16 protein-coding genes are annotated in these 17,493 nt (G+C 62.8%); 5 read left to right on the top strand and 11 right to left on the bottom strand.

The features are described from left to right. Window positions 1-53 precede the first annotated feature (53 nt). From QEN71_RS17955 to QEN71_RS17945, 3 genes are read left to right on the top strand one after another with little or no spacing between them, the layout of a single operon-like run. The gene (locus QEN71_RS17955; RefSeq protein ID WP_201659822.1) at window positions 54-1,070 is read left to right on the top strand and encodes a succinylglutamate desuccinylase/aspartoacylase family protein; all 1,017 of its coding nucleotides are present in this window, start codon (window positions 54-56) and stop codon (window positions 1,068-1,070) included. A gap of 38 nt (window positions 1,071-1,108) precedes the next feature. Beyond that, the gene (locus QEN71_RS17950) at window positions 1,109-2,470 is read left to right on the top strand and encodes an MFS transporter (protein ID WP_201659825.1); all 1,362 of its coding nucleotides are present in this window, start codon (window positions 1,109-1,111) and stop codon (window positions 2,468-2,470) included. A gap of 39 nt (window positions 2,471-2,509) precedes the next feature. Beyond that, on the top strand, window positions 2,510-3,385 hold the full coding sequence (locus QEN71_RS17945; RefSeq protein ID WP_201659827.1) for an MBL fold metallo-hydrolase: 876 nt from the start codon (window positions 2,510-2,512) through the stop codon (window positions 3,383-3,385). A 10-nt stretch (window positions 3,386-3,395) separates the two neighbouring features. On the opposite strand, the gene QEN71_RS17940 is transcribed toward QEN71_RS17945, so the two are convergent. The 8 genes from QEN71_RS17940 to QEN71_RS17905 all read right to left on the bottom strand — a co-directional run bounded on the left by QEN71_RS17940 (window position 3,396) and on the right by QEN71_RS17905 (window position 10,671). Further along, window positions 3,396-3,653: a hypothetical protein gene (locus tag QEN71_RS17940; RefSeq protein ID WP_201659831.1), complete on the bottom strand. Its 258-nt coding sequence runs from the start codon at window positions 3,651-3,653 to the stop codon at window positions 3,396-3,398. A 94-nt stretch (window positions 3,654-3,747) separates the two neighbouring features. Beyond that, window positions 3,748-4,737 carry a D-erythronate dehydrogenase gene (denD, locus tag QEN71_RS17935; protein ID WP_201659834.1) on the bottom strand — a complete coding sequence of 330 codons (990 nt, stop codon included), beginning with the start codon at window positions 4,735-4,737 and terminating at the stop codon, window positions 3,748-3,750. A 55-nt stretch (window positions 4,738-4,792) separates the two neighbouring features. Further along, window positions 4,793-5,581 carry a 2-oxo-tetronate isomerase gene (otnI, locus tag QEN71_RS17930; protein ID WP_201659837.1) on the bottom strand — a complete coding sequence of 263 codons (789 nt, stop codon included), beginning with the start codon at window positions 5,579-5,581 and terminating at the stop codon, window positions 4,793-4,795. 24 nt (window positions 5,582-5,605) lie between these two features. Continuing rightward, on the bottom strand, window positions 5,606-6,943 hold the full coding sequence (locus QEN71_RS17925) for an MFS transporter (RefSeq protein WP_201659840.1): 1,338 nt from the start codon (window positions 6,941-6,943) through the stop codon (window positions 5,606-5,608). Between the two features lie 102 nt (window positions 6,944-7,045). Then, the gene (gene otnC / locus QEN71_RS17920) at window positions 7,046-7,702 is read right to left on the bottom strand and encodes a 3-oxo-tetronate 4-phosphate decarboxylase (protein ID WP_201659843.1); all 657 of its coding nucleotides are present in this window, start codon (window positions 7,700-7,702) and stop codon (window positions 7,046-7,048) included. Next, entirely contained in the window at window positions 7,699-9,009 is a 1,311-nt protein-coding gene (otnK, locus tag QEN71_RS17915; RefSeq protein ID WP_201659846.1) for a 3-oxo-tetronate kinase, read from the bottom strand. Before otnK ends, otnC begins: the two co-directional genes overlap by 4 nt. A 17-nt stretch (window positions 9,010-9,026) precedes the next feature. Continuing rightward, a complete protein-coding gene (gene ltnD, locus QEN71_RS17910) occupies window positions 9,027-9,917 on the bottom strand; it encodes an L-threonate dehydrogenase (RefSeq protein ID WP_201659848.1) in 891 nt (296 codons plus the stop codon). A gap of 49 nt (window positions 9,918-9,966) precedes the next feature. After that, window positions 9,967-10,671, bottom strand: coding sequence for a FadR/GntR family transcriptional regulator (locus QEN71_RS17905; RefSeq protein WP_201659849.1), 705 nt, complete (start codon window positions 10,669-10,671; stop codon window positions 9,967-9,969). 526 nt (window positions 10,672-11,197) lie between these two features. On the opposite strand from QEN71_RS17905, the gene QEN71_RS17900 reads away from it, so the two are divergent. Then, window positions 11,198-11,395, top strand: coding sequence for a hypothetical protein (locus QEN71_RS17900; protein WP_201659851.1), 198 nt, complete (start codon window positions 11,198-11,200; stop codon window positions 11,393-11,395). A 16-nt stretch (window positions 11,396-11,411) separates the two neighbouring features. Here the strand turns inward: QEN71_RS17900 and QEN71_RS17895 are convergent, their stop codons facing one another. The 3 genes from QEN71_RS17895 to polA form a co-directional block, all read right to left on the bottom strand. Next, window positions 11,412-12,284, bottom strand: coding sequence for a dienelactone hydrolase family protein (locus QEN71_RS17895; protein WP_201659853.1), 873 nt, complete (start codon window positions 12,282-12,284; stop codon window positions 11,412-11,414). 103 nt (window positions 12,285-12,387) lie between these two features. Then, entirely contained in the window at window positions 12,388-13,734 is a 1,347-nt protein-coding gene (locus QEN71_RS17890) for an NAD(P)/FAD-dependent oxidoreductase (RefSeq protein WP_201659855.1), read from the bottom strand. A gap of 258 nt (window positions 13,735-13,992) precedes the next feature. Beyond that, window positions 13,993-16,734: a DNA polymerase I gene (polA, locus tag QEN71_RS17885; protein WP_201659857.1), complete on the bottom strand. Its 2,742-nt coding sequence runs from the start codon at window positions 16,732-16,734 to the stop codon at window positions 13,993-13,995. Window position 16,735: 1 nt separating this feature from the next. Here polA and QEN71_RS17880 point away from each other — a divergent pair, with 1 nt between their 5' ends. Further along, entirely contained in the window at window positions 16,736-17,479 is a 744-nt protein-coding gene (locus tag QEN71_RS17880) for an LOG family protein (RefSeq protein ID WP_201659859.1), read from the top strand. The last annotated feature ends 14 nt before the right edge of the window (window positions 17,480-17,493 follow it).

The following is a 17,493-nucleotide window of genomic DNA, read 5'->3' as shown; positions in this document are numbered from 1 at the left end:
GTCGGCGATAGTGAAGACAACGAGGCGCCGCCTCGCTCTTTATCGATCGCGCCATGTCCAATCTTCCTTCCCTCATCACCACCGACGTCGAATTCGAACGCACGGGTTTCCAGACAGGCACGCTGCGGCTGCCGTGGTCGCACGACCGCTCCGCTTACGGCCACATTCCGATTCCGCTTGCCGTGCTCAACGCAGGCGCTGGCACAGGCCCGACCGTGCTGCTGACGGGCGGCAATCACGGCGACGAATACGAAGGTCCCGTCGCGCTGTTCAAGCTGATGCAGCGAATGCCGTCGATGTCGATACGCGGCCGCCTCATCGTGATTCCCGCTTTGAACTTCCCGGCCTTCGCCAACGGCACGCGCACGTCGCCGATCGATCGCGGCAATCTGAACCGGCTCTTTCCCGGCGCGCGCAACGGACAGCCAACCGAGATGATCGCGCATTACATCGAAACCGAACTGCTGCCGCGCGCCGACGTCGTGATCGATCTGCACGCGGGCGGCGCTTCGTTCGAGCATGCGCCGACGCTGCTCGCATCGCCGCCCGCGCAAGGCGAACACCGCGCGCTATACGCCGATCTGGTGCGCGCATTCGGCGCGCCGAACACGATGATCATGAATCTGCTCGGCGAGGACCGCACGTTCGCCGCCGCGGCGGAGCGGCACGGCAAGCTCTTTCTGTGCGGCGAATTCGGCGGCCATGCGGGTTGCGATGCAACGAATCTCGCGATCGTCGAAAGCGGCTTGCAGCGCGTGCTGCATCGGCTCGGCGTGACGTCGGACGCGCCGCTCTCGCCTGCGCCCTCGACACGCTACTTCCGTGTCGACGGCGCGCATCACTATGTCTATGCGCCGCACGCGGGCGTGTTCGAGCCGGCCTTCGCACTCGGCGATCAGGTTCGCGAAGGACAACTCGCGGGCCGTCTGTTCGATCCGCATCGTCCGTGGCAAGCGCCTATCGAGATCGCTTTTCGCGGCGACGGCACGGCCATGTGTTTGCGCACGTTCGCACGCGTCGAACCCGGCGATTGCATCGCGCTGCTCGCCGCGGAAACGCACGCCGACTGACGCAGCACACGTCCCGACTCACTCTACGGAGACCGCGCATGAGCGCCCATCTTCCCTTGACGCAGCAAGCCGATGAAGCCGCGCAGACGACTACTCACGACAGCGTGCGCCATCCCGTGTATATCGTGCTGCTGTTCTTCATCTGCTTTGCGTTCTCGTATCTGGACCGGCAGATCGTCAGCATTCTCGTGCAGCCGATCAAGCAGTCGCTGATGCTCACGGATACGCAGATCGGTCTGCTGCAAGGCTTCTCGTTCACTATGTGCTACGCGACGGCGGGCGTGTTCATCGCGCGGCTCGTCGACCGCACGAACCGTGTCAGACTGATCGCGGCATGTATCGCGATCTGGGCGGTCTCGACCACGCTGTGCGGCTTCGCGACGAACTTCTCCGAACTGCTGCTCGCCCGCGCGGGCACGGCCGTCGCCGAAGCCGCGCTGAGTCCTGCTGCGCTGTCTATCTTCAGCGACATGTTCGCGCCGCGTCGCGTGGCGCGCGCGAGCAGCGTGTTCATGCTCGGGCCGTACGTGGGCGGCGGCGTCGCGCTGTTCGGCGGCGGTATGCTGTTGTCGGCGGCGGCGAACGGTCATGGCAACGCGTGGCTCGCTGCGCACGGCATCGCGCCGTGGCAGGCGATCTTCGTGATCGTCGGCCTGCCGGGTCTGGTCCTGGCCGCGCTGGTGGCATTCACGATCCGCGAGCCCGCACGCCTCGACACGTCCGCACATGCAACGCATGCACTGGACGACATGCCTTCGCTGCGCGACGTCGTCCATGAGCTGTTCGTGCGCAACCGCTTCTGTTTGCCCTACTTCGCCGCGTACGTCGCGTTGATCACGCTGTTCTATTCGCATGCCGCGTGGTTTCCGACACTGTTGATGCGCCACTTCCATCTCGCGCCGAAAACAGTCGGACAGATGGCCGCGCCCGCGTACATGATCGGCGGGATACTCGGCGTCGCGTGTGCCGGCATGCTCGCGACGCGCGTCACCGACGACAGTACACTGCGTAAAGTGCTGGCCTTTTCCGCGTGTGCCGTCGCGTTGCTGGTGCCCGCTGCGATCGCGATGCCGCTCGTCGGCGATAGTGCCGTCGCGATCGTGCTCTACGGTATCTGTGCGTTCACGGCGAGCATCGCGATGGGACTCGCACCCGTGCCGTTGCAGATCGCCGTGCCGAACCGCATGCGCGGCCGCTCGCTCGCGCTGCTGGTGTTCATGACGAACGCGATCAGCGGCGGCGTCGGTCCGCTTTCAGTCGGTTACCTGAACGAACGGCTTGGGCAAACGGGCGCGAGTCTCGGCATTGCGCTGGCGATCGTCGGCGGCGTGTCGGCGTTGATCAGCGCCGTGTTGTATGCCGTCGCGACAAGACGCGTATCGACTGCGATCACCGCGTGAATTGACTCGAAGATGAAGCCCCACGACAAGCAAATCATCATGAAAGACACTCCCCTCGTGCATCGCATCGGCGCGGCCACCATTACGCGCGTCGACGAAACCACGTTCGCGCTTGCGCCCGACACCCTCTTCCCAAACTGGGACGAAACGAGCGGACGCATCCTCGAAGAACGCTTCGCAACCGAGAGCCTCGATCTGTCGAACCGGCGCGTGCCGTTGAAGACGCATTTGTGGATTGTCGAGCTAGACGGATTGACGTTCGTCGTCGATACGGGCATCGGCAACGGCAAGCTGCGCCCGTTCAGCGCGCTATTCGACAGGCTCGACAATCCCGTGCTCGAACGGCTCGCAGCGGCGGGCTTCGAGCGCGAGCGGATCGACTACGTGCTCAATACGCATTTGCACGTCGATCATGTCGGGTGGAACACGCACTGGCACGATGGCCGTTGGGCGCCCGTGTTTCCGAACGCGACCTACGTATTCGGCGAGCGCGAACGCGATTTCTTCGCGACGGAACAGGGCGCACCGCGCCGCATGGTCTTCGATGACAGCGTGTTGCCCGTGATCGAAGCGGATCAGGCGCGTGTGGTTCGCGATACGGGCGAAAGCATTCTCGACGGCATCCGTTTTCTGCCCACACCCGGACATAGCATCGGACACATGGCGATCGAAATTCGCTCGCGCGGCGAGACAGCGCTTTTCTCTGGCGACGTGATGCACAGCGCTGTGCAGGTTCATCGGCCCGAATGGAACTCGACGTTCTGTCTCGATCAGGAGCAGGCGCGCGCGTCGCGTCAATGGCTCCTCGCACATGCTGCAGATACGGGAGCGACGGTGTTTGCCGCGCATTTCGCGGAATCTTCGGCGGGTACAGTGCAGCGCACCGGCGATAGTTTCGAATGGCGCTACGCGTAACGCAGACCGCTCACTGCCTGCAACTCACCACGAGCTTGCGCGTGGTGTAGCTTCCATAGTCGGTGTGATTCTTCTTTTCTTCGCGATCCACGACGTCATAGCCGCGCGGGCATGTCTTCCTGGCCGCCCTGTCGCAGATCTTCCAGTTGTAGAGCAGGCCGTCGCAGGAAATCACGGCGCCGTCGCGACCGTTGGTCATCGGCGTCGGCTTTACGGTCGCGCCGCAACCGGCGAGCAACACCGTCAGGAGTATCGCGCTGCGCCGCATGACGTCCCCTCGTCGATGGGTGGATCGTCCGATTATAGGAGCCAGCGAGCGCGCGGAACGGGAGCGAACGCACGCTCCCGTTCACTTCGACGCATTACTGCTGCGGAGTCTTCCCGCCGAGTTCGTCGTCGATAAACGCGCGGACGATGTCCGCAAACGACGCGTCGCCGTGCAGTCCAAGCTGATTCGCGCGCGAGATATCCCAACGCGCCGGCCAGCTGCCGACGATCTTCTCGACGCGCTCGTCCGCTTTCCATTCGATGCGATCCGCGACGGCATCGCCCGCCACTTCGCGCAGCGCGGCGATCATCTCGTCGACCGTCACCGACACGCCCGGCAGATTCACCGTGCGCCTGTTGCCGAGCGCCGCGCCGTCGATCTCGCAGCCCGCGACGAGACATTCGATCGCCTTGCGCGGCGACAGCAGCCAGAGACGCATCGCGCCGTTCACGGGACACACGGCTGCCTCGCCGTTGAGCGGCTCGCGAATGATGCCGCTCGCGAACGACGACGCCGCTGCATTCGGCTTGCCCGGCCGCACGCTGATGGTCGGCAGGCGCAGCACGCGGCCGTCGACGAAACCGCGTCGCGCGTAATCGTTGAGCAGCAATTCCGCGCCCGCCTTTTGCGCGCCATACGACGACTGCGGATTCAGCGCGGTTTCATCGAGCACGATAGCGGGCAGATCGCCGCCATACACTGCGACCGAACTCGTGAACACGACGCGCGGCTTGTGCCCGCGCGCGCGACACACGTCCAGCAGCAGGCGCGACGCGTCGAGATTGATGCGCATGCCAAGCTCGAAATCCGCTTCCGCCTGGCCGCTGACGATCGCCGCGAGATGGAAGATCGCGTCCGTCTTCTCGTCGATCGCACGTTCGAGCACGCTGCGCTCGGCAATATCGCCGACTTCGACGCGCACGCGTTCGTCTTTCGGACCTGGCGCCGCGACGACGTCGAGCAACACCAGTTCTGTGATCGGCTGACGCTGTCCGTCCGCGCCCTTCAGTTCGCCGCGCGCAAGCAGTTCGCGCGCGAGACGCTGGCCGAGAAATCCAGCGCCGCCCGTGATCAGTACTTTCATGTTTCCGTGTTCCTCAGTGAGTCTGTCCTGTCTGTCGAATGCGCCGACGCAATGCTTATCCGCGCGCCTTCACGTATGGCCGGATCCATCCGAGGCCTTCGGATGTGCCCGCGCGCGGCCGGTATTCGCAACCGATCCAGCCGTCGTAACCGAGTTCGTCGATCAGCGCGAACAGATACGGATAGTTCACTTCGCCGATATCCGGTTCGTGCCGCTCCGGCACGCCCGCAATCTGGATATGCCCGATGCCCTTCATGTCGCGCTTGAGCTTCACAGCGAGATCGCCTTCGACGATCTGGCAGTGGTAAAGATCGAACTGAACCTTCAGGTTCGGAGCGCCGACTTCGGCGCAGATCGTCTGCGCGTCGTCCTGACGGTTCAGAAAGAAGCCGGGAATGTCGCGCGTATTGATCGGCTCGATGACGACCGTGATGCCGTCCGCCTGCGCGGTCTTCGCGGCATACGCGAGGTTCTTCAGATACACGTCGCGATGCGCGGCGCGATCCTGCTCGGGCTTGATCAGACCGGCCATCATGTGCAGCTTGTCGTTGCCGAGCACGCGCGCGTACTCGAGTGCCGTGTCGACGCTGCGGCGGAACTCGTCTTCGCGTCCCGGCAACGACGCAATGCCGCGCTCGCCACCCGCCCAGTCGCCCGGCGGCGCATTGAAAAGCGCTTGCGTCAGGGCATTTTCTTGCAGACGCGCCTTCAGTTCCGCGGCGGGAAAGTCATAAGGGAACAGAAACTCCACGGCCTCGAAACCGTCGCGCGCGGCGGCGGCGAAACGGTCGAGGAACGCGTGTTCGTTGTACATCATCGTCAGATTGGCGGCGAAGCGAGGCATCGAAGCTACTCCTTAAAAACGCGTTTAGCGGTTCACGAGCCGTGCGGGCGTCAGCCAGACAGCGAGCGCGCCGATCACGAGCATCGCGGCGAGCACGTACATGCCCGTCTGCGTGCTGTGCGTGAGATCCTTAAGATAGCCGATCATGTACGGGCTTGCGAAGCCCGCCAGATTGCCGATCGAATTGATGATCGCGATACCGGCAGCGGCCGTCGCGCCCGACATGAACGCCGTCGGCAGCGACCAGAAGAGCGGCGCGCAGGTCAGCACGCCCGCAGCCGCAATCGACAGAAACGCGATCGAAACGGCCGTGTTGTTCGCATACGATGCCGCGACGCTAAAGCCAACCGCGCCCGCAAGCGCCGGCCCGATCAGATGCCAGCGACGTTCGCGGCGCTTGTCCGCGCTGTGGCCCATCACGTTCATCACGACGATGGCGACGAGAAACGGAATCGCGCTCAGCAGGCCGATCTGGAATGCGCCCGTTACGCCTGTCGACTTGACGAGCGTCGGCATCCAGAACGTGAGGCCATATTGGCCCGTGACGAACGCGAAGTAAATCAGCGACATCCACCACGTGCGCGGATCGCGAAACACGGCGCCCAGCGAATGCGACTTCGCTTGCTCTTGCGGCTGCGCGGCGATTTCGTCGGCGAGCAGCTTCTTCTCGCGCGGCGTCAGCCACTTTGCGCTCGCGATGCCGTTGTCGAGATACAGAATCGTCGCGATGCCGACGGCGATCGCGGGCACGGCTTCGATCACGAACATCCATTGCCAGCCGGCGAAACCGTGATGAGAATCGAACGTCTGCATGATCCAGCCCGACAGCGGATTGCCGAAAATGCCCGACACCGGAATCGCCGACATGAACACGGCGATGATCTTCGCGCGACGATGCGACGGGAACCAGTACGTGAGATACAGGATCACGCCCGGATAGAAGCCCGCTTCGGCGAGACCGAGCAGAAAGCGCAGCGCATAGAACTGTGTCGGCGTCTGCACGAACACGAACAGCGCCGACATCACGCCCCACGTGATCATGATCCGCGCAATCCAGATACGCGCGCCGAGTCGATGCATCAGGATGTTGCTCGGCAACTCGAACAGAAAGTACCCGACGAAGAACACGCCTGCGCCGAGGCCGAACACGGTCTCGCTGAACGCGAGGTCTTGCGACATCTGCAGCTTTGCAAAACCGACGTTCACGCGATCCAGATACGCGACCACGTAGCACAGCATCAGGAACGGCACGATGCGCCAGAACACCTTGCCGTAGGTGCGTTCAATCTCAGCCGCGCCGGGTTGCCCGGCTGCGTCGGTAGTGGATGCAGGGCGAGCGGATGTCGCCTGATAGCTTGACATGCAGTGTCTCCTTCGATTGGCGCCGGTTATGGACCGTCCGTTCTCTAACAGACGGTGCTCCGGCTTTTTTGCCTGGGTTGGTGATACGGATTGGTTAGCGTCTTACCAGCGTGCGCCGAATACGGTGCGCAGTTCATCGAGCGCGGTGTCGTCGAGCGGTGCGGGACGCGGATTCGTCATCAGCCACAGGCGCGCCGTCTCTTCGAGTTCTTCGATCACATACGAAGCCTGCGATACGGAACGCTCCCACACGACAGGCCCAAGCCGTTCGAGCAGCACGCCGCGCACGCTTTCGGCGAGCGATGCAATCTGTTGCGCGACTTGCGGATCGCCGGGACGTTTGTAGCGAATCAGCGGAATGTGGCCGACTTTCATCACGTAGTACGGCGTGATGGGCGGCAGCACATCGGCGTCGTTCCATACACCCGCGAGCGTCAGCGCGACGAGATGCGTCGAATGCGTATGGACGATGCCGCGCGCTTCACGGTTGCGTTCGTAGACGCCGCGATGCAGCGCGAGCGTCTTCGACGGCTTGCCGCCCGACACCGCGTTGCCGTCGAGATCGACCTTCGCGATTTCTGCGGGATCGAGCCGGCCGAGACACGCGTCCGTCGGCGTGATCAGCCAGCCGTCGTCGAGCCGCGCGCTGATGTTGCCCGCGCTGCCGACCGTGTAGCCGCGCTCATACAGACTCGCGCCCGTCACGCAGATTTCTTCGCGGACTTTCGCTTCCTTGCTGGTGTGAACGGCGAGCGTCATGCGGCGTCTCCGTCGAGATGACGCAGCGCCTTCGCGAAGAAATCGACCGCGCCGAAGTTGCCGGATTTGAGCGCGAGCGCGAGCGGCTCGTCGCCGATGGTCGCGGTCGCGGGCACGCCAGGATCGATCTGTTTACCGATGCGCAGCATGCGGACATCGAGCGCCTGCACGACGGCGCCCGACGTCTCGCCGCCCGCGACGACGAACTTGCGCACGCCCATCTGATGCAGCCCGCGAGCAACCGCAGCGAGCGTGCGTTCGACGAGTTCGCCCGCTTCCGCGACGCCGAGTTCGCGCTGCGTCGACTTCACTTCGTCCGGCGATGCTGTGGCATAGATCAACACCGGTTGCGTTGTTTTCATATGCTCGCGCGCGAACTCCAGCGCCTGTTCAACGACAGGTTCGCCGCGCGCCGCCGCGAGCGGATCGATACGAAACGCCGGACGCGATTCGCGCCACGCGGCAACCTGTGCATTCGTCGCTTTCGATGCGCTGCCCGCCAGCACTGCCGAAGCGCCTTCGATACGCGGCAATTCGCCTGCATCGGCGGCATCGTTCAGCAAGCCGGCGCGGCGAAAATTCGCGGGCAAACCGAGCGCGACACCCGATCCGCCCGTGATCAGCGGCAAGTCGGCGCATGCTTCGCCGAGCGTGTAAAGATCGGCGTCCGACACGGCATCGGCGATCGCCATGCGCACGCCGTCGTGGCGCAACGTATCGATCGAAGCGCGCACGGCCTCAGCACCTTTTGCAACTGCGTCGTATCGCACGAGACCGACTTTCGAACGCGTCTGCCGTTGCAGCACGCGCACGAGGTTCGCATCCGTCATCGGCGTGAGCGGGTGATGCTCCATGCCCGATTCGTTCAGCAGCACATCGCCGACGAACAGATGCCCGCGATAGATCGTGCGGCCATTCTCCGGAAACGCCGGGCACGCGATCGTGAACGGCGTGCCGCCGCCGATCGGCGACAGCGCATCGAGCAGCGCGTCCGTGACGGGGCCGATGTTGCCTTTATCGGTCGAATCGAAAGTCGAGCAGTACTTGAAGAAGAACTGGCGGCAGCCTTGCGCGCGCAGCCATTCGAGCGCGGCGAGCGACTGCTGCACGGCATCGGCGGAATCGATGGTGCGCGACTTCAGCGCGACGACGAGCGCGTCGGCTTCGATGCGCGTGTCGGCAGCGGGCACGCCGATGGTCTGCACGGTGCGCATGCCGCCGCGCACCAGCATGTTCGCGAGGTCGGTTGCGCCTGTGAAGTCGTCGGCGATGCAGCCGAGCAAGGGCTTGCTGGAAGAAGTGGCCATGTCGTCGTGCTCCTCTTTCAGCGCTTTTCCGGCACGTCGATGCCGGGGAAAATCTTGATGACGGCGGAATCGTCTTCGCCGCCGTGCCCGGCCGTCGATGCCATCATGAACATCTGATGCGCGGCCGCCGACAACGGCAGCGGAAACTTCGAGCGTCGTGCGGTATCGAGCACGAGGCCCAGGTCCTTGACGAAGATGTCGACGGCGGACAGCGGCGTGTAATCGCCGTTGAGAATGTGCGGCACGCGGTTCTCGAACATCCACGAATTGCCCGCGCTGTGCGTGATGACGTCGTAGAGCGCGTCGGGGTCGACGCCTTCGCGCAAGCCGAGCGCCATCGCTTCGGCGGCGGCGGCGATGTGCACGCCCGCCAGCAACTGGTTGATGATCTTCACCTTCGAGCCCGCGCCGTGCTGCTCGCCCAAGCGATACACCTTGCCCGCCATCGCCGCGAGCACGTCTTCGCACGCGGCGTAGGCGGCGGCGGGACCGGAGGTCATCATCGTCATTTCACCCGATGCCGCGCGCGCCGCGCCGCCCGACACAGGCGCATCGAGCATCTTCAGGCCGGCTGCTTCCACACGTCGGCCGAGATCGATTGCGAAATCGGGCGCGACGGTCGCGCAGGCGATCACGACGCTGCCCGGCTTCATCGCGCTGATCGCGCCCTGCTCGCCGAACAGCACGGTTTCCGTTTGCGCCGCGTTGACGACGAGCGTGACGACCACGTCGCATTGCGCGCCGAGTTCGGCGGGATTCGCGCAGGCCTTGCCGCCATCGGCGACGAACTGGTCGAGCACTTCGCGACGCACGTCGCACGCATGCACGTTAAGCCCGCCGCGCAGCAACGAGCGCGCGACGCCCATTCCCATCGCACCAAGACCGATCACTCCGACATTTCTGGACATACCTTTCCTCTACGAACAGTGCTTCAGACGATGACGTGCGCGGCGCGGATCAGCAGATCCCCGCTTCGCCGAGGCGCCGCGCCGCGTTGTACATGTGGGTCTGCGCGGCGTTGCGCGCGGCCATCGGATCGCCGGCGCGAATCGCCGCGACGATGGCGGCGTGTTCATCGCGAACCTGGCGCGAGAAGTCTTCGCGCAGCGCCTCGTTGCGGCGCGTGACGACGGTGCCCGCTTCGAGGTACTGGTTGAGGAACGTCAGCGTCTTCAGGAAGTACGGATTACCCGTCACGGAGGCAATCGCGCGATGGAACGCGACATCTTCAGCGACGCCGTCGCGGCCATCGGCGACGGCTTCGTCGATCTTCTTGAGCGCGGCGTCGATCGACATCATGTCGGCGTCGGTGCGGCGCATGGCGGCTTCGGCTGCGACTTCGGCTTCGATGGCGCGGCGCACCGCGAGGATTTGCAGCACCGAGCCGCCTTCCATGGCTTCGGCATAGTCGATGCGCAGCGGGCGAATCGCGCCGTGGGCGGCTACGTAGACGCCGCTGCCCTGGCGAGGTTCGACGACGCCCTCATTCTTCAGACGCGAGATCGCCTCGCGGATGACTGTGCGACTTACGCCGAACTCTTGCGCGAGCACGGCTTCTGTCGGCAGCTTGCCGCCTCTTTCGAAGGTGCCTTTGTCGATTTGCGCTAACAGTTGCTGCGCGACTGTGTCGCTTAGGGCTTTGTTTGGGATCTTTTCGAACATTTTTGCTGTTCGGCAAGGGTGCCGATTTGCCATGTCATCGGGTCATCATACAAATTTGTCTTTGGATGTTGTTATGGGGAATAACCCTGGGCGGGTTGAGCTTGGGTTTGGTTTTTTAGGTTTTTTGGCTTTTTGGTTTTTGGTTTTGGCCTTCGCTGGCGTCCGCGAATTCGTATCCGTACTTCAAACGTTGCCCCTGTGCGGGGCGGCACCTACTTTTCTTTGCAGCGGCAAAGAAAAGTAGGCAAAAGAAAGCCGCTTTTAAACCTCCGGTGCCTGCCAGGATGACGGCACGGCGCGCGTTCTTTGAGCGGTCGCGCAGCGACGCAAACACTCCGTAGAAACCCCGCAGTCAGGCGCGCGCGGCGCGAAAGATGACATCCACTCGGGGCACATTCGGTCGGCTTGTTTTTGTGTATTTGCCGTCGGAGTGATTGCGGTGGTATGTGTTCCGGATTGTGTGTGGATTTTCGCGCCGTGCGCGGTTGACCGCGGGCTCTCTACAGGGTGCGGACGTTGCTGCGCAATGGCTCAACTGCAGCATGCCGATGCGGTATCCTGGCAGGCACCGGAGGTTCAAAAGCGGCTTTCTTTTGCCTACTTTTCTTTGCCGCTGCAAAGAAAAGTAGGTGCCGCCCCGCACAGGGGCAACGCCAGCAAACCGATACGAATTCGCGGATGCCAGCAAAAACCAAAAACCAAAAAACCAAAGCATGACGACTAGCGTCGCAGACAAAAAATCACCCCACCCCATGCTCCTTAAACCAACCAAGAGCCCGCCGCCAGCCATCCTCTGCATCTGCCTGCCGATAACTCGGCCGATAATCGGCAAAAAACGCATGCCCTGCGTCGTCATACACGACAAACTGCGCCCCGCGCCCAGCAAGAGGCCCTTGAGCAATAGCCTGCTTCATCTGCTCGAGCGAATCCTGTGGAATGCTCTGATCCTGCCGCCCATAAAGCCCCAACACAGGCACCTGTAAATCAGAAACACGATCGATCGGATTAGCCGGCGTCATCGGCGTCTGATTTCCGACCACGCGTCCATACCACGCAACCGCAGCCTTGAGCCGCGGATTGTGCTCCGCATATAGCCACGTGATCCGCCCGCCCCAGCAGAAGCCGTTGATACCCACCTTGTTCACGTCGCCGCCATGCTCTCCGGCCCATTTAAACGTTGCGTCGAGATCGGCGAGCACCTGTGAGTCGGGCACCTTGCTCACCAACTGCTCGTTGAGCTGCTGCATCGACTGATATTTGGTCGGATCGCCCTGCCGCACGTAGAGATCCGGCGCGATGGCCAGATAGCCCTGCTTCGCGAAGCGTCGGCAGACATCGGCGATATGCTCGTGCACGCCGAAAATCTCGTGAACCACGATGATCACAGGCAGATGCGTCTTGCCCTTCGGCTGCGCGCGGTAAGCAGGCACCTGCGTGTCGCCCGACTTGATGCTGACCTCGCCCGCCTCCAGGCCGTCGCTGTCCGTGTGGATCGTCTGCGCGGACACGGGCAACACGCATGCCGCAAAGCCGCTGCCGAGCGCCGCCTTGATGAACGTGCGCCGGTCGAAAGGAACGTGGGGAACGAGACTGTCGACTTCAGGCTTCAACATGCGCTGCTCCTTGGAGAGAGGTCAAGGGTGAACGGCAAGGAAGGCCACAGGATACGCGCAAAGCGCATCCCGTTGCAGAAGCATCGAAATCGATCAGTGTGGATCAGTGCAATTTGACGCGCGGAAGCGTCGTGCGCCGCAGCCAGTGTGCAAACGTATCGAGCACCATCCTCGCGTAACCGTGCAGCGCCGCAATATGCAACCGGTACAGCGACATGTACATGAAGCGCGCGAACAGCCCTTCGATCAGCATGTTGCCGCCGATCACGCCGCCCATCAGATTGCCGACCGCACTGAAGTGCCCGAGCGATACCAGCGAGCCGAAGTCGCGATACGTGAACTCAGGCAGCGGCCGGCCTTCGAGGCGGTTGCTGAGCGCACGCAGCAGGAAGCTCGCCTGCTGGTGCGCGGCCTGCGCGCGCGGCGGCACATTGCGCTCGTTGCCAGGCCACGGACACGCGGCGCAATCGCCAAGTGCAAAGACGTTGTCGTCGATGGTGGTTTGCAGCGTGCGGCGCACTTCGAGCTGGCCGAGCCGGTTCACGGGCAAACCGTCGAGCTGGCCAAGCACCGCAGGCGCCTTGATGCCCGCCGCCCACACGGTCAGATCGGCACGCACGGTCTTGCCGCTCGCCGTCCGAACGACGCCCGGCGCGACCTCCGCCACCGTCTCGCCGACCATCAGCTTCACGCCGAGCTTCTGCAGCAACTCGGCCGTCGCCGTCGATACTCGCTCCTGCAACGCCGGCAAAATACGCGGCCCCGCCTCGATCAGCACGATGCCGACGTCGTGGCGCGGATCGAGCTTGTGCAGCCCATACGCGGACAGCACCTGCGCGGTATTGCGCAGTTCAGCCGACAGTTCGACGCCCGTCGCGCCGCCGCCGACAATCGCCACCTGAATGCGCGGCTCCGTCGACGCTACGCCCGGATTCGATTCGACTGGCTCATGCTCCTGATGCTCGGCGCGCATGCACGCCGCGATCAGACGTTTGCGGAAGCGCTCGGCCTGATGCACGGTATCGAGTGCAAGCGAATACTCGGGCGCGCCTTTGACCCCGAAGAAATGCGTCGTACTGCCGATCGCGATAACGAGCGTGTCGTATTCGAGAACACGCTCGGGCAGCAGTTCGGCGCCGTCGTCGTCGAGCACGCGGCCGAGCGTCATCGCTTTCGCCGTGCGGTTCAGACCGATCAGTTCGCCCTGCTGGAATTCGAAGCCATGCCAGCGCGCCTGCGCCGCGTATTCGAGTTCCTGCGTGAACGGGTCCATGCTGCCTGCCGCGACTTCGTGCAGCAGCGGTTTCCAGATATGGGTCGGATTACGATCGACCAGCGTCACCTGCGCGCGCGGCGCGCCGTCGCTCTTCCTGCGCGCGTAACGATCGCCGAGCCGCGTGGCCAGCTCCAGGCCGCCTGCGCCTCCACCTACGACGACAAAACGATGCATCAGAACTCTCCGTATTGACCGATAAAGTTGTGCGTCGATGCGGCCGCGTCGCGCGAGTGCGGCCGCCTAGATTGCGTTCTGTCGATTGTGGCGAGCAAGGGGACAAGTCACAAGTCTGTCAAAACCAAACTGTGACATGCGAGCGACGTTATCCCGTTGACCTGGGGAAGCAACAATGGTGTGTCAGTGTGGCATCAAACGCGCGACTGGCATGCCAGTGTGCCTTCCGCTGAAGTTCGGCTGACACGTCTTGCCGGCTTAGTGCGCCTCCTCCCAGTTCGCGCCCGCGCCCACCTCGGCGACGAGCGGCACCTTCAGTTGCGCAACGCCGCACATCAGTTCCGGCAAGCGCTTACGTACGTCGGAGAGTTCGTCTTCCGGCACTTCGAGAATCAGTTCGTCGTGCACCTGCATGATCATGCGCGTACGAATGCCCGACTCTTCGATCCATTTCTGCACCGCGATCATCGACATCTTGATCAGATCGGCGGCCGTGCCCTGCATCGGCGCGTTGATTGCGGCGCGCTCGGCAGCCTGGCGACGCGGGCCGTTGCCGCCGTTGATCTCGGGCAGCCACAGACGACGGCCGAACACGGTTTCGACGTAGCCCTTCATCTTCGCGCTCGTGCGCGTGTTCTCCATATACGCGGCAACGCCCGGATAACGCGCAAAATAGCGGTCGATATAGAGCTTCGCCGCATCGCGCGTGATGCCGAGGTTCGATGCGAGACCAAACGAACTCATGCCGTAGATCAGCCCGAAGTTGATCACCTTCGCGATGCGCCGCTGATCGTTCGACACTTCGAGCGGCGTCACGCTGAACACTTCCGAAGCCGTGGCGCGGTGAATGTCTTCGCCCTGCTTGAACGCGCGCAGCAGCGCTTCGTCGCCGGAAATGTGCGCCATGATGCGCAACTCGATCTGCGAGTAATCCGCCGACACCAGCTTGTGTCCCGGCGGCGCGATGAACGCCTCGCGGATACGCCGGCCTTCGCCCGTACGCACGGGAATGTTCTGCAGATTCGGATCGTTCGATGCGAGACGCCCCGTTACCGCGACGGCTTGCGCATAGTTCGTATGCACGCGACCCGTGTTCGCGTTGACCATGCGCGGCAGCTTGTCGGTGTAGGTCGACTTCAGCTTCGACAGCCCGCGATGCTCCAGAATCTTCTTCGGCAGCGGATAGTCTTCGGCGAGTTTCTGCAGCACTTCTTCGTCGGTGGAAGGCGCGCCGCTCGGCGTCTTCTTGATGACGGGCAGTTCGAGCTTCTCGAAGAAAATCTGGCCGATCTGCTTCGGCGAGCCGAGATTGAATTCGCCGCCCGCGAGTTCATACGCGTCTTTTTCCAGCTCGACGAGACGCGTCGCGATCTCGTTGCTTTGCACGCGCAGCTTTTCGGTGTCGATCAGCACGCCGTTGCGCTCCATCTTGCGCAGCACGCGCGACGTCGGCACTTCGATGTTGCGGTACACGTGATCGAGCGACACTTCAGAAGCGATCTGCGGATAGAGCGCCTGATGCAGACGCAACGTGATGTCGGCGTCTTCGGCTGCGTATTCGGATGCCTTGTCGAGCGGCACTTCGTCGAAACCGATCTGCGAGGCGCCCTTGCCCGCGACGTCTTCGTACTTGATTGTCTTGAGACCGAGATGACGCAACGCGAGGTTGTCCATGTCGTGCGGACGATGCGATTCGAGTACGTACGACTGCAACAGCGTGTCGTGCTCGATGCCGTCCATAGCAATGCCGTAGTTCGCCAGCACCTGCTCGTCGTACTTCAGATGCTGGCCGACCTTCTTCCTGTCCGCGCTTTCGAGCCACGGCTTGAGCTTCGCGAGCACTTCGTCGCGCGGCAACTGCTCGGGCGCATCCGGCCCGCGATGCGCGACGGGAATGTATGCGGCCTTGCCCGCTTCGACTGCAATGGAAATGCCGACGATCTGCGCGACCATCGGATCGAGCGACGTCGTTTCCGTATCGAACGAGGTGATCTCAGCGGCGTCGAGCTTCGCGAGCCATGCGTCGAACTGTTCCCACGTCTGTACCGTTTCGTACTCGCGCTCGCCGTCCACAGTCGGCGCGGGCGGCACATCCGTTTCCGGACCTTCGACGGCATCGGCGATTTCGACTTCGCGCAGCCACGTCTTGAAGCCATGACGCGTGAACACGTCGCGCAGTTCTTCTCGTGCTTCGGGACGCGTGGCGAGCGTGTCTTCGAACGACGTCACGTGCTCGGTCAGATCGCAATCCGTTTCGACCGTGACGAGCTTTCTCGCCATCGGGAGAAAGTCGAGCGCACGTCGCAGATTGTCTCCTACCGCACCTTTGATCTCGCCAGCATGTGCGACGATGCCATCGAGGGTGTCAAATTGCGTGAGCCATTTGATCGCCGTTTTCGGACCGCATTTCTCGACGCCCGGCACGTTGTCGACGGTATCGCCGATCAACGACAGATAATCGACGATGCGCTCGGGCGTCACACCGAACTTCGCGACGACGCCTTCGCGGTCGAGCTTCTCGTTCGTCATCGTATTGATGAGGGTGACATGATCCGTCACGAGCTGCGCCAGATCCTTGTCCCCGGTGGAGACGATCACGTTCATGCCGCGCTGCTCCGCGCGCTTCGCCAGCGTGCCGATCACGTCGTCGGCTTCGACGCCGTCGATCATCAGCAAGGGCCAGCCAAGCGAGCGCACAGCGACGTGAATCGGCTCGATCTGCTTCGAGAGATCTTCGGGCATCGACGGACGGTTCGCCTTGTATTGCGGATACCAGTCATCACGGAACGTCTTGCCTTTGGCATCGAACACGCACGCGCTATACTCTGCCGTAACCTCCTTGCGCATACGGCGCAGCATGTTGATGATCCCGTAGAGCGCACCTGTTGGCCCTCCATCGGGACCGCGCAAATCAGGCATCGCATGGTAGGCCCGGTACAGATAACTCGAACCGTCAACCAATAGCAGGGTCTTACCTTCCAGGTTCTGTTCTTCAGGCATTATGACTAAGAGAAAAGTGATTCCGAGTCTGCGATCGCTCGCAGATCAAGAGCGCGCAACAGCCAAGAAGGCCCGCGCATCGTGGCAGATGTTCACGATTATGGCAGAGTTTATCGAGGCGACCGAGTACCTGTCGGAGATCCGCCCGGCCGTGAGCATCTATGGTTCGGCGCGTCTGAAACCGAACTCGCCGTACTACAAACTGGCCACAACGATCGCGCGCAAACTCAGCGATGCGGGCTTCGCCGTGATCTCCGGCGGCGGCCCCGGCATCATGGAAGCGGCCAATAAAGGCGCGCATGCGGGCAAGGCCCCGTCCGTCGGCCTGAACATCGAGTTGCCGCACGAGCAGTCGGGCAATCAATGGCAGGACATCTCGCTGCGCTTCCGCCACTTCTTCACGCGCAAGGTCACGTTCGTGAAGAATTCGGATGCCGTGATTGTGATGCCGGGCGGCTTCGGCACGCTCGACGAACTCGCCGAAGTGCTCACGCTCATTCAGACGAAGAAGTCGCGCCATGTGCCCATCATTCTCGTCGGCGCGGAGTTCTGGAAGGGCTTGCTCGCATGGTTCGAATCGCAACTCGTGCCGATGGGCCTCATCAATCCCGGCGACATGAACCTGATGCAGGTCATCGACGAACCGGACCAGGTGCTCGAAGCCGTGCTCGCGTTCTACGAAGAACGTGAAGAGCCGGAAGCGCATCCCTCGAAGTCGGACGAAGACCGGATGTTCTATCTGTGATCGTGTTGTGAGTC

This window comes from Paraburkholderia sabiae, from assembly GCF_030412785.1.
In the GTDB taxonomy this organism is placed as follows: Bacteria; Pseudomonadota; Gammaproteobacteria; order Burkholderiales; family Burkholderiaceae; genus Paraburkholderia; species Paraburkholderia sabiae.
Note: the sequence above shows the minus strand (reverse complement) of the source record. Positions and strands in the feature narration are given on the sequence as shown.

Coding starts and splice junctions, on each gene's coding strand:
- denD (WP_201659834.1), bottom strand. CDS start 4,737: ATGAAAGTACTGATCACGGGCGGCGCTGGATTTCTCGGCCAGCGTCTC.
- QEN71_RS17925 (WP_201659840.1), bottom strand. CDS start 6,943: ATGTCAAGCTATCAGGCGACATCCGCTCGCCCTGCATCCACTACCGAC.
- QEN71_RS17950 (WP_201659825.1), top strand. CDS start 1,109: ATGAGCGCCCATCTTCCCTTGACGCAGCAAGCCGATGAAGCCGCGCAG.
- QEN71_RS17880 (WP_201659859.1), top strand. CDS start 16,736: ATGACTAAGAGAAAAGTGATTCCGAGTCTGCGATCGCTCGCAGATCAA.
- QEN71_RS17890 (WP_201659855.1), bottom strand. CDS start 13,734: ATGCATCGTTTTGTCGTCGTAGGTGGAGGCGCAGGCGGCCTGGAGCTG.
- otnK (WP_201659846.1), bottom strand. CDS start 9,009: ATGGCCACTTCTTCCAGCAAGCCCTTGCTCGGCTGCATCGCCGACGAC.
- QEN71_RS17940 (WP_201659831.1), bottom strand. CDS start 3,653: ATGCGGCGCAGCGCGATACTCCTGACGGTGTTGCTCGCCGGTTGCGGC.
- QEN71_RS17900 (WP_201659851.1), top strand. CDS start 11,198: ATGGCTCAACTGCAGCATGCCGATGCGGTATCCTGGCAGGCACCGGAG.
- polA (WP_201659857.1), bottom strand. CDS start 16,734: ATGCCTGAAGAACAGAACCTGGAAGGTAAGACCCTGCTATTGGTTGAC.
- otnI (WP_201659837.1), bottom strand. CDS start 5,581: ATGCCTCGCTTCGCCGCCAATCTGACGATGATGTACAACGAACACGCG.
- QEN71_RS17945 (WP_201659827.1), top strand. CDS start 2,510: ATGAAAGACACTCCCCTCGTGCATCGCATCGGCGCGGCCACCATTACG.
- ltnD (WP_201659848.1), bottom strand. CDS start 9,917: ATGTCCAGAAATGTCGGAGTGATCGGTCTTGGTGCGATGGGAATGGGC.
- otnC (WP_201659843.1), bottom strand. CDS start 7,702: ATGACGCTCGCCGTTCACACCAGCAAGGAAGCGAAAGTCCGCGAAGAA.
- QEN71_RS17955 (WP_201659822.1), top strand. CDS start 54: ATGTCCAATCTTCCTTCCCTCATCACCACCGACGTCGAATTCGAACGC.
- QEN71_RS17895 (WP_201659853.1), bottom strand. CDS start 12,284: ATGTTGAAGCCTGAAGTCGACAGTCTCGTTCCCCACGTTCCTTTCGAC.
- QEN71_RS17905 (WP_201659849.1), bottom strand. CDS start 10,671: ATGTTCGAAAAGATCCCAAACAAAGCCCTAAGCGACACAGTCGCGCAG.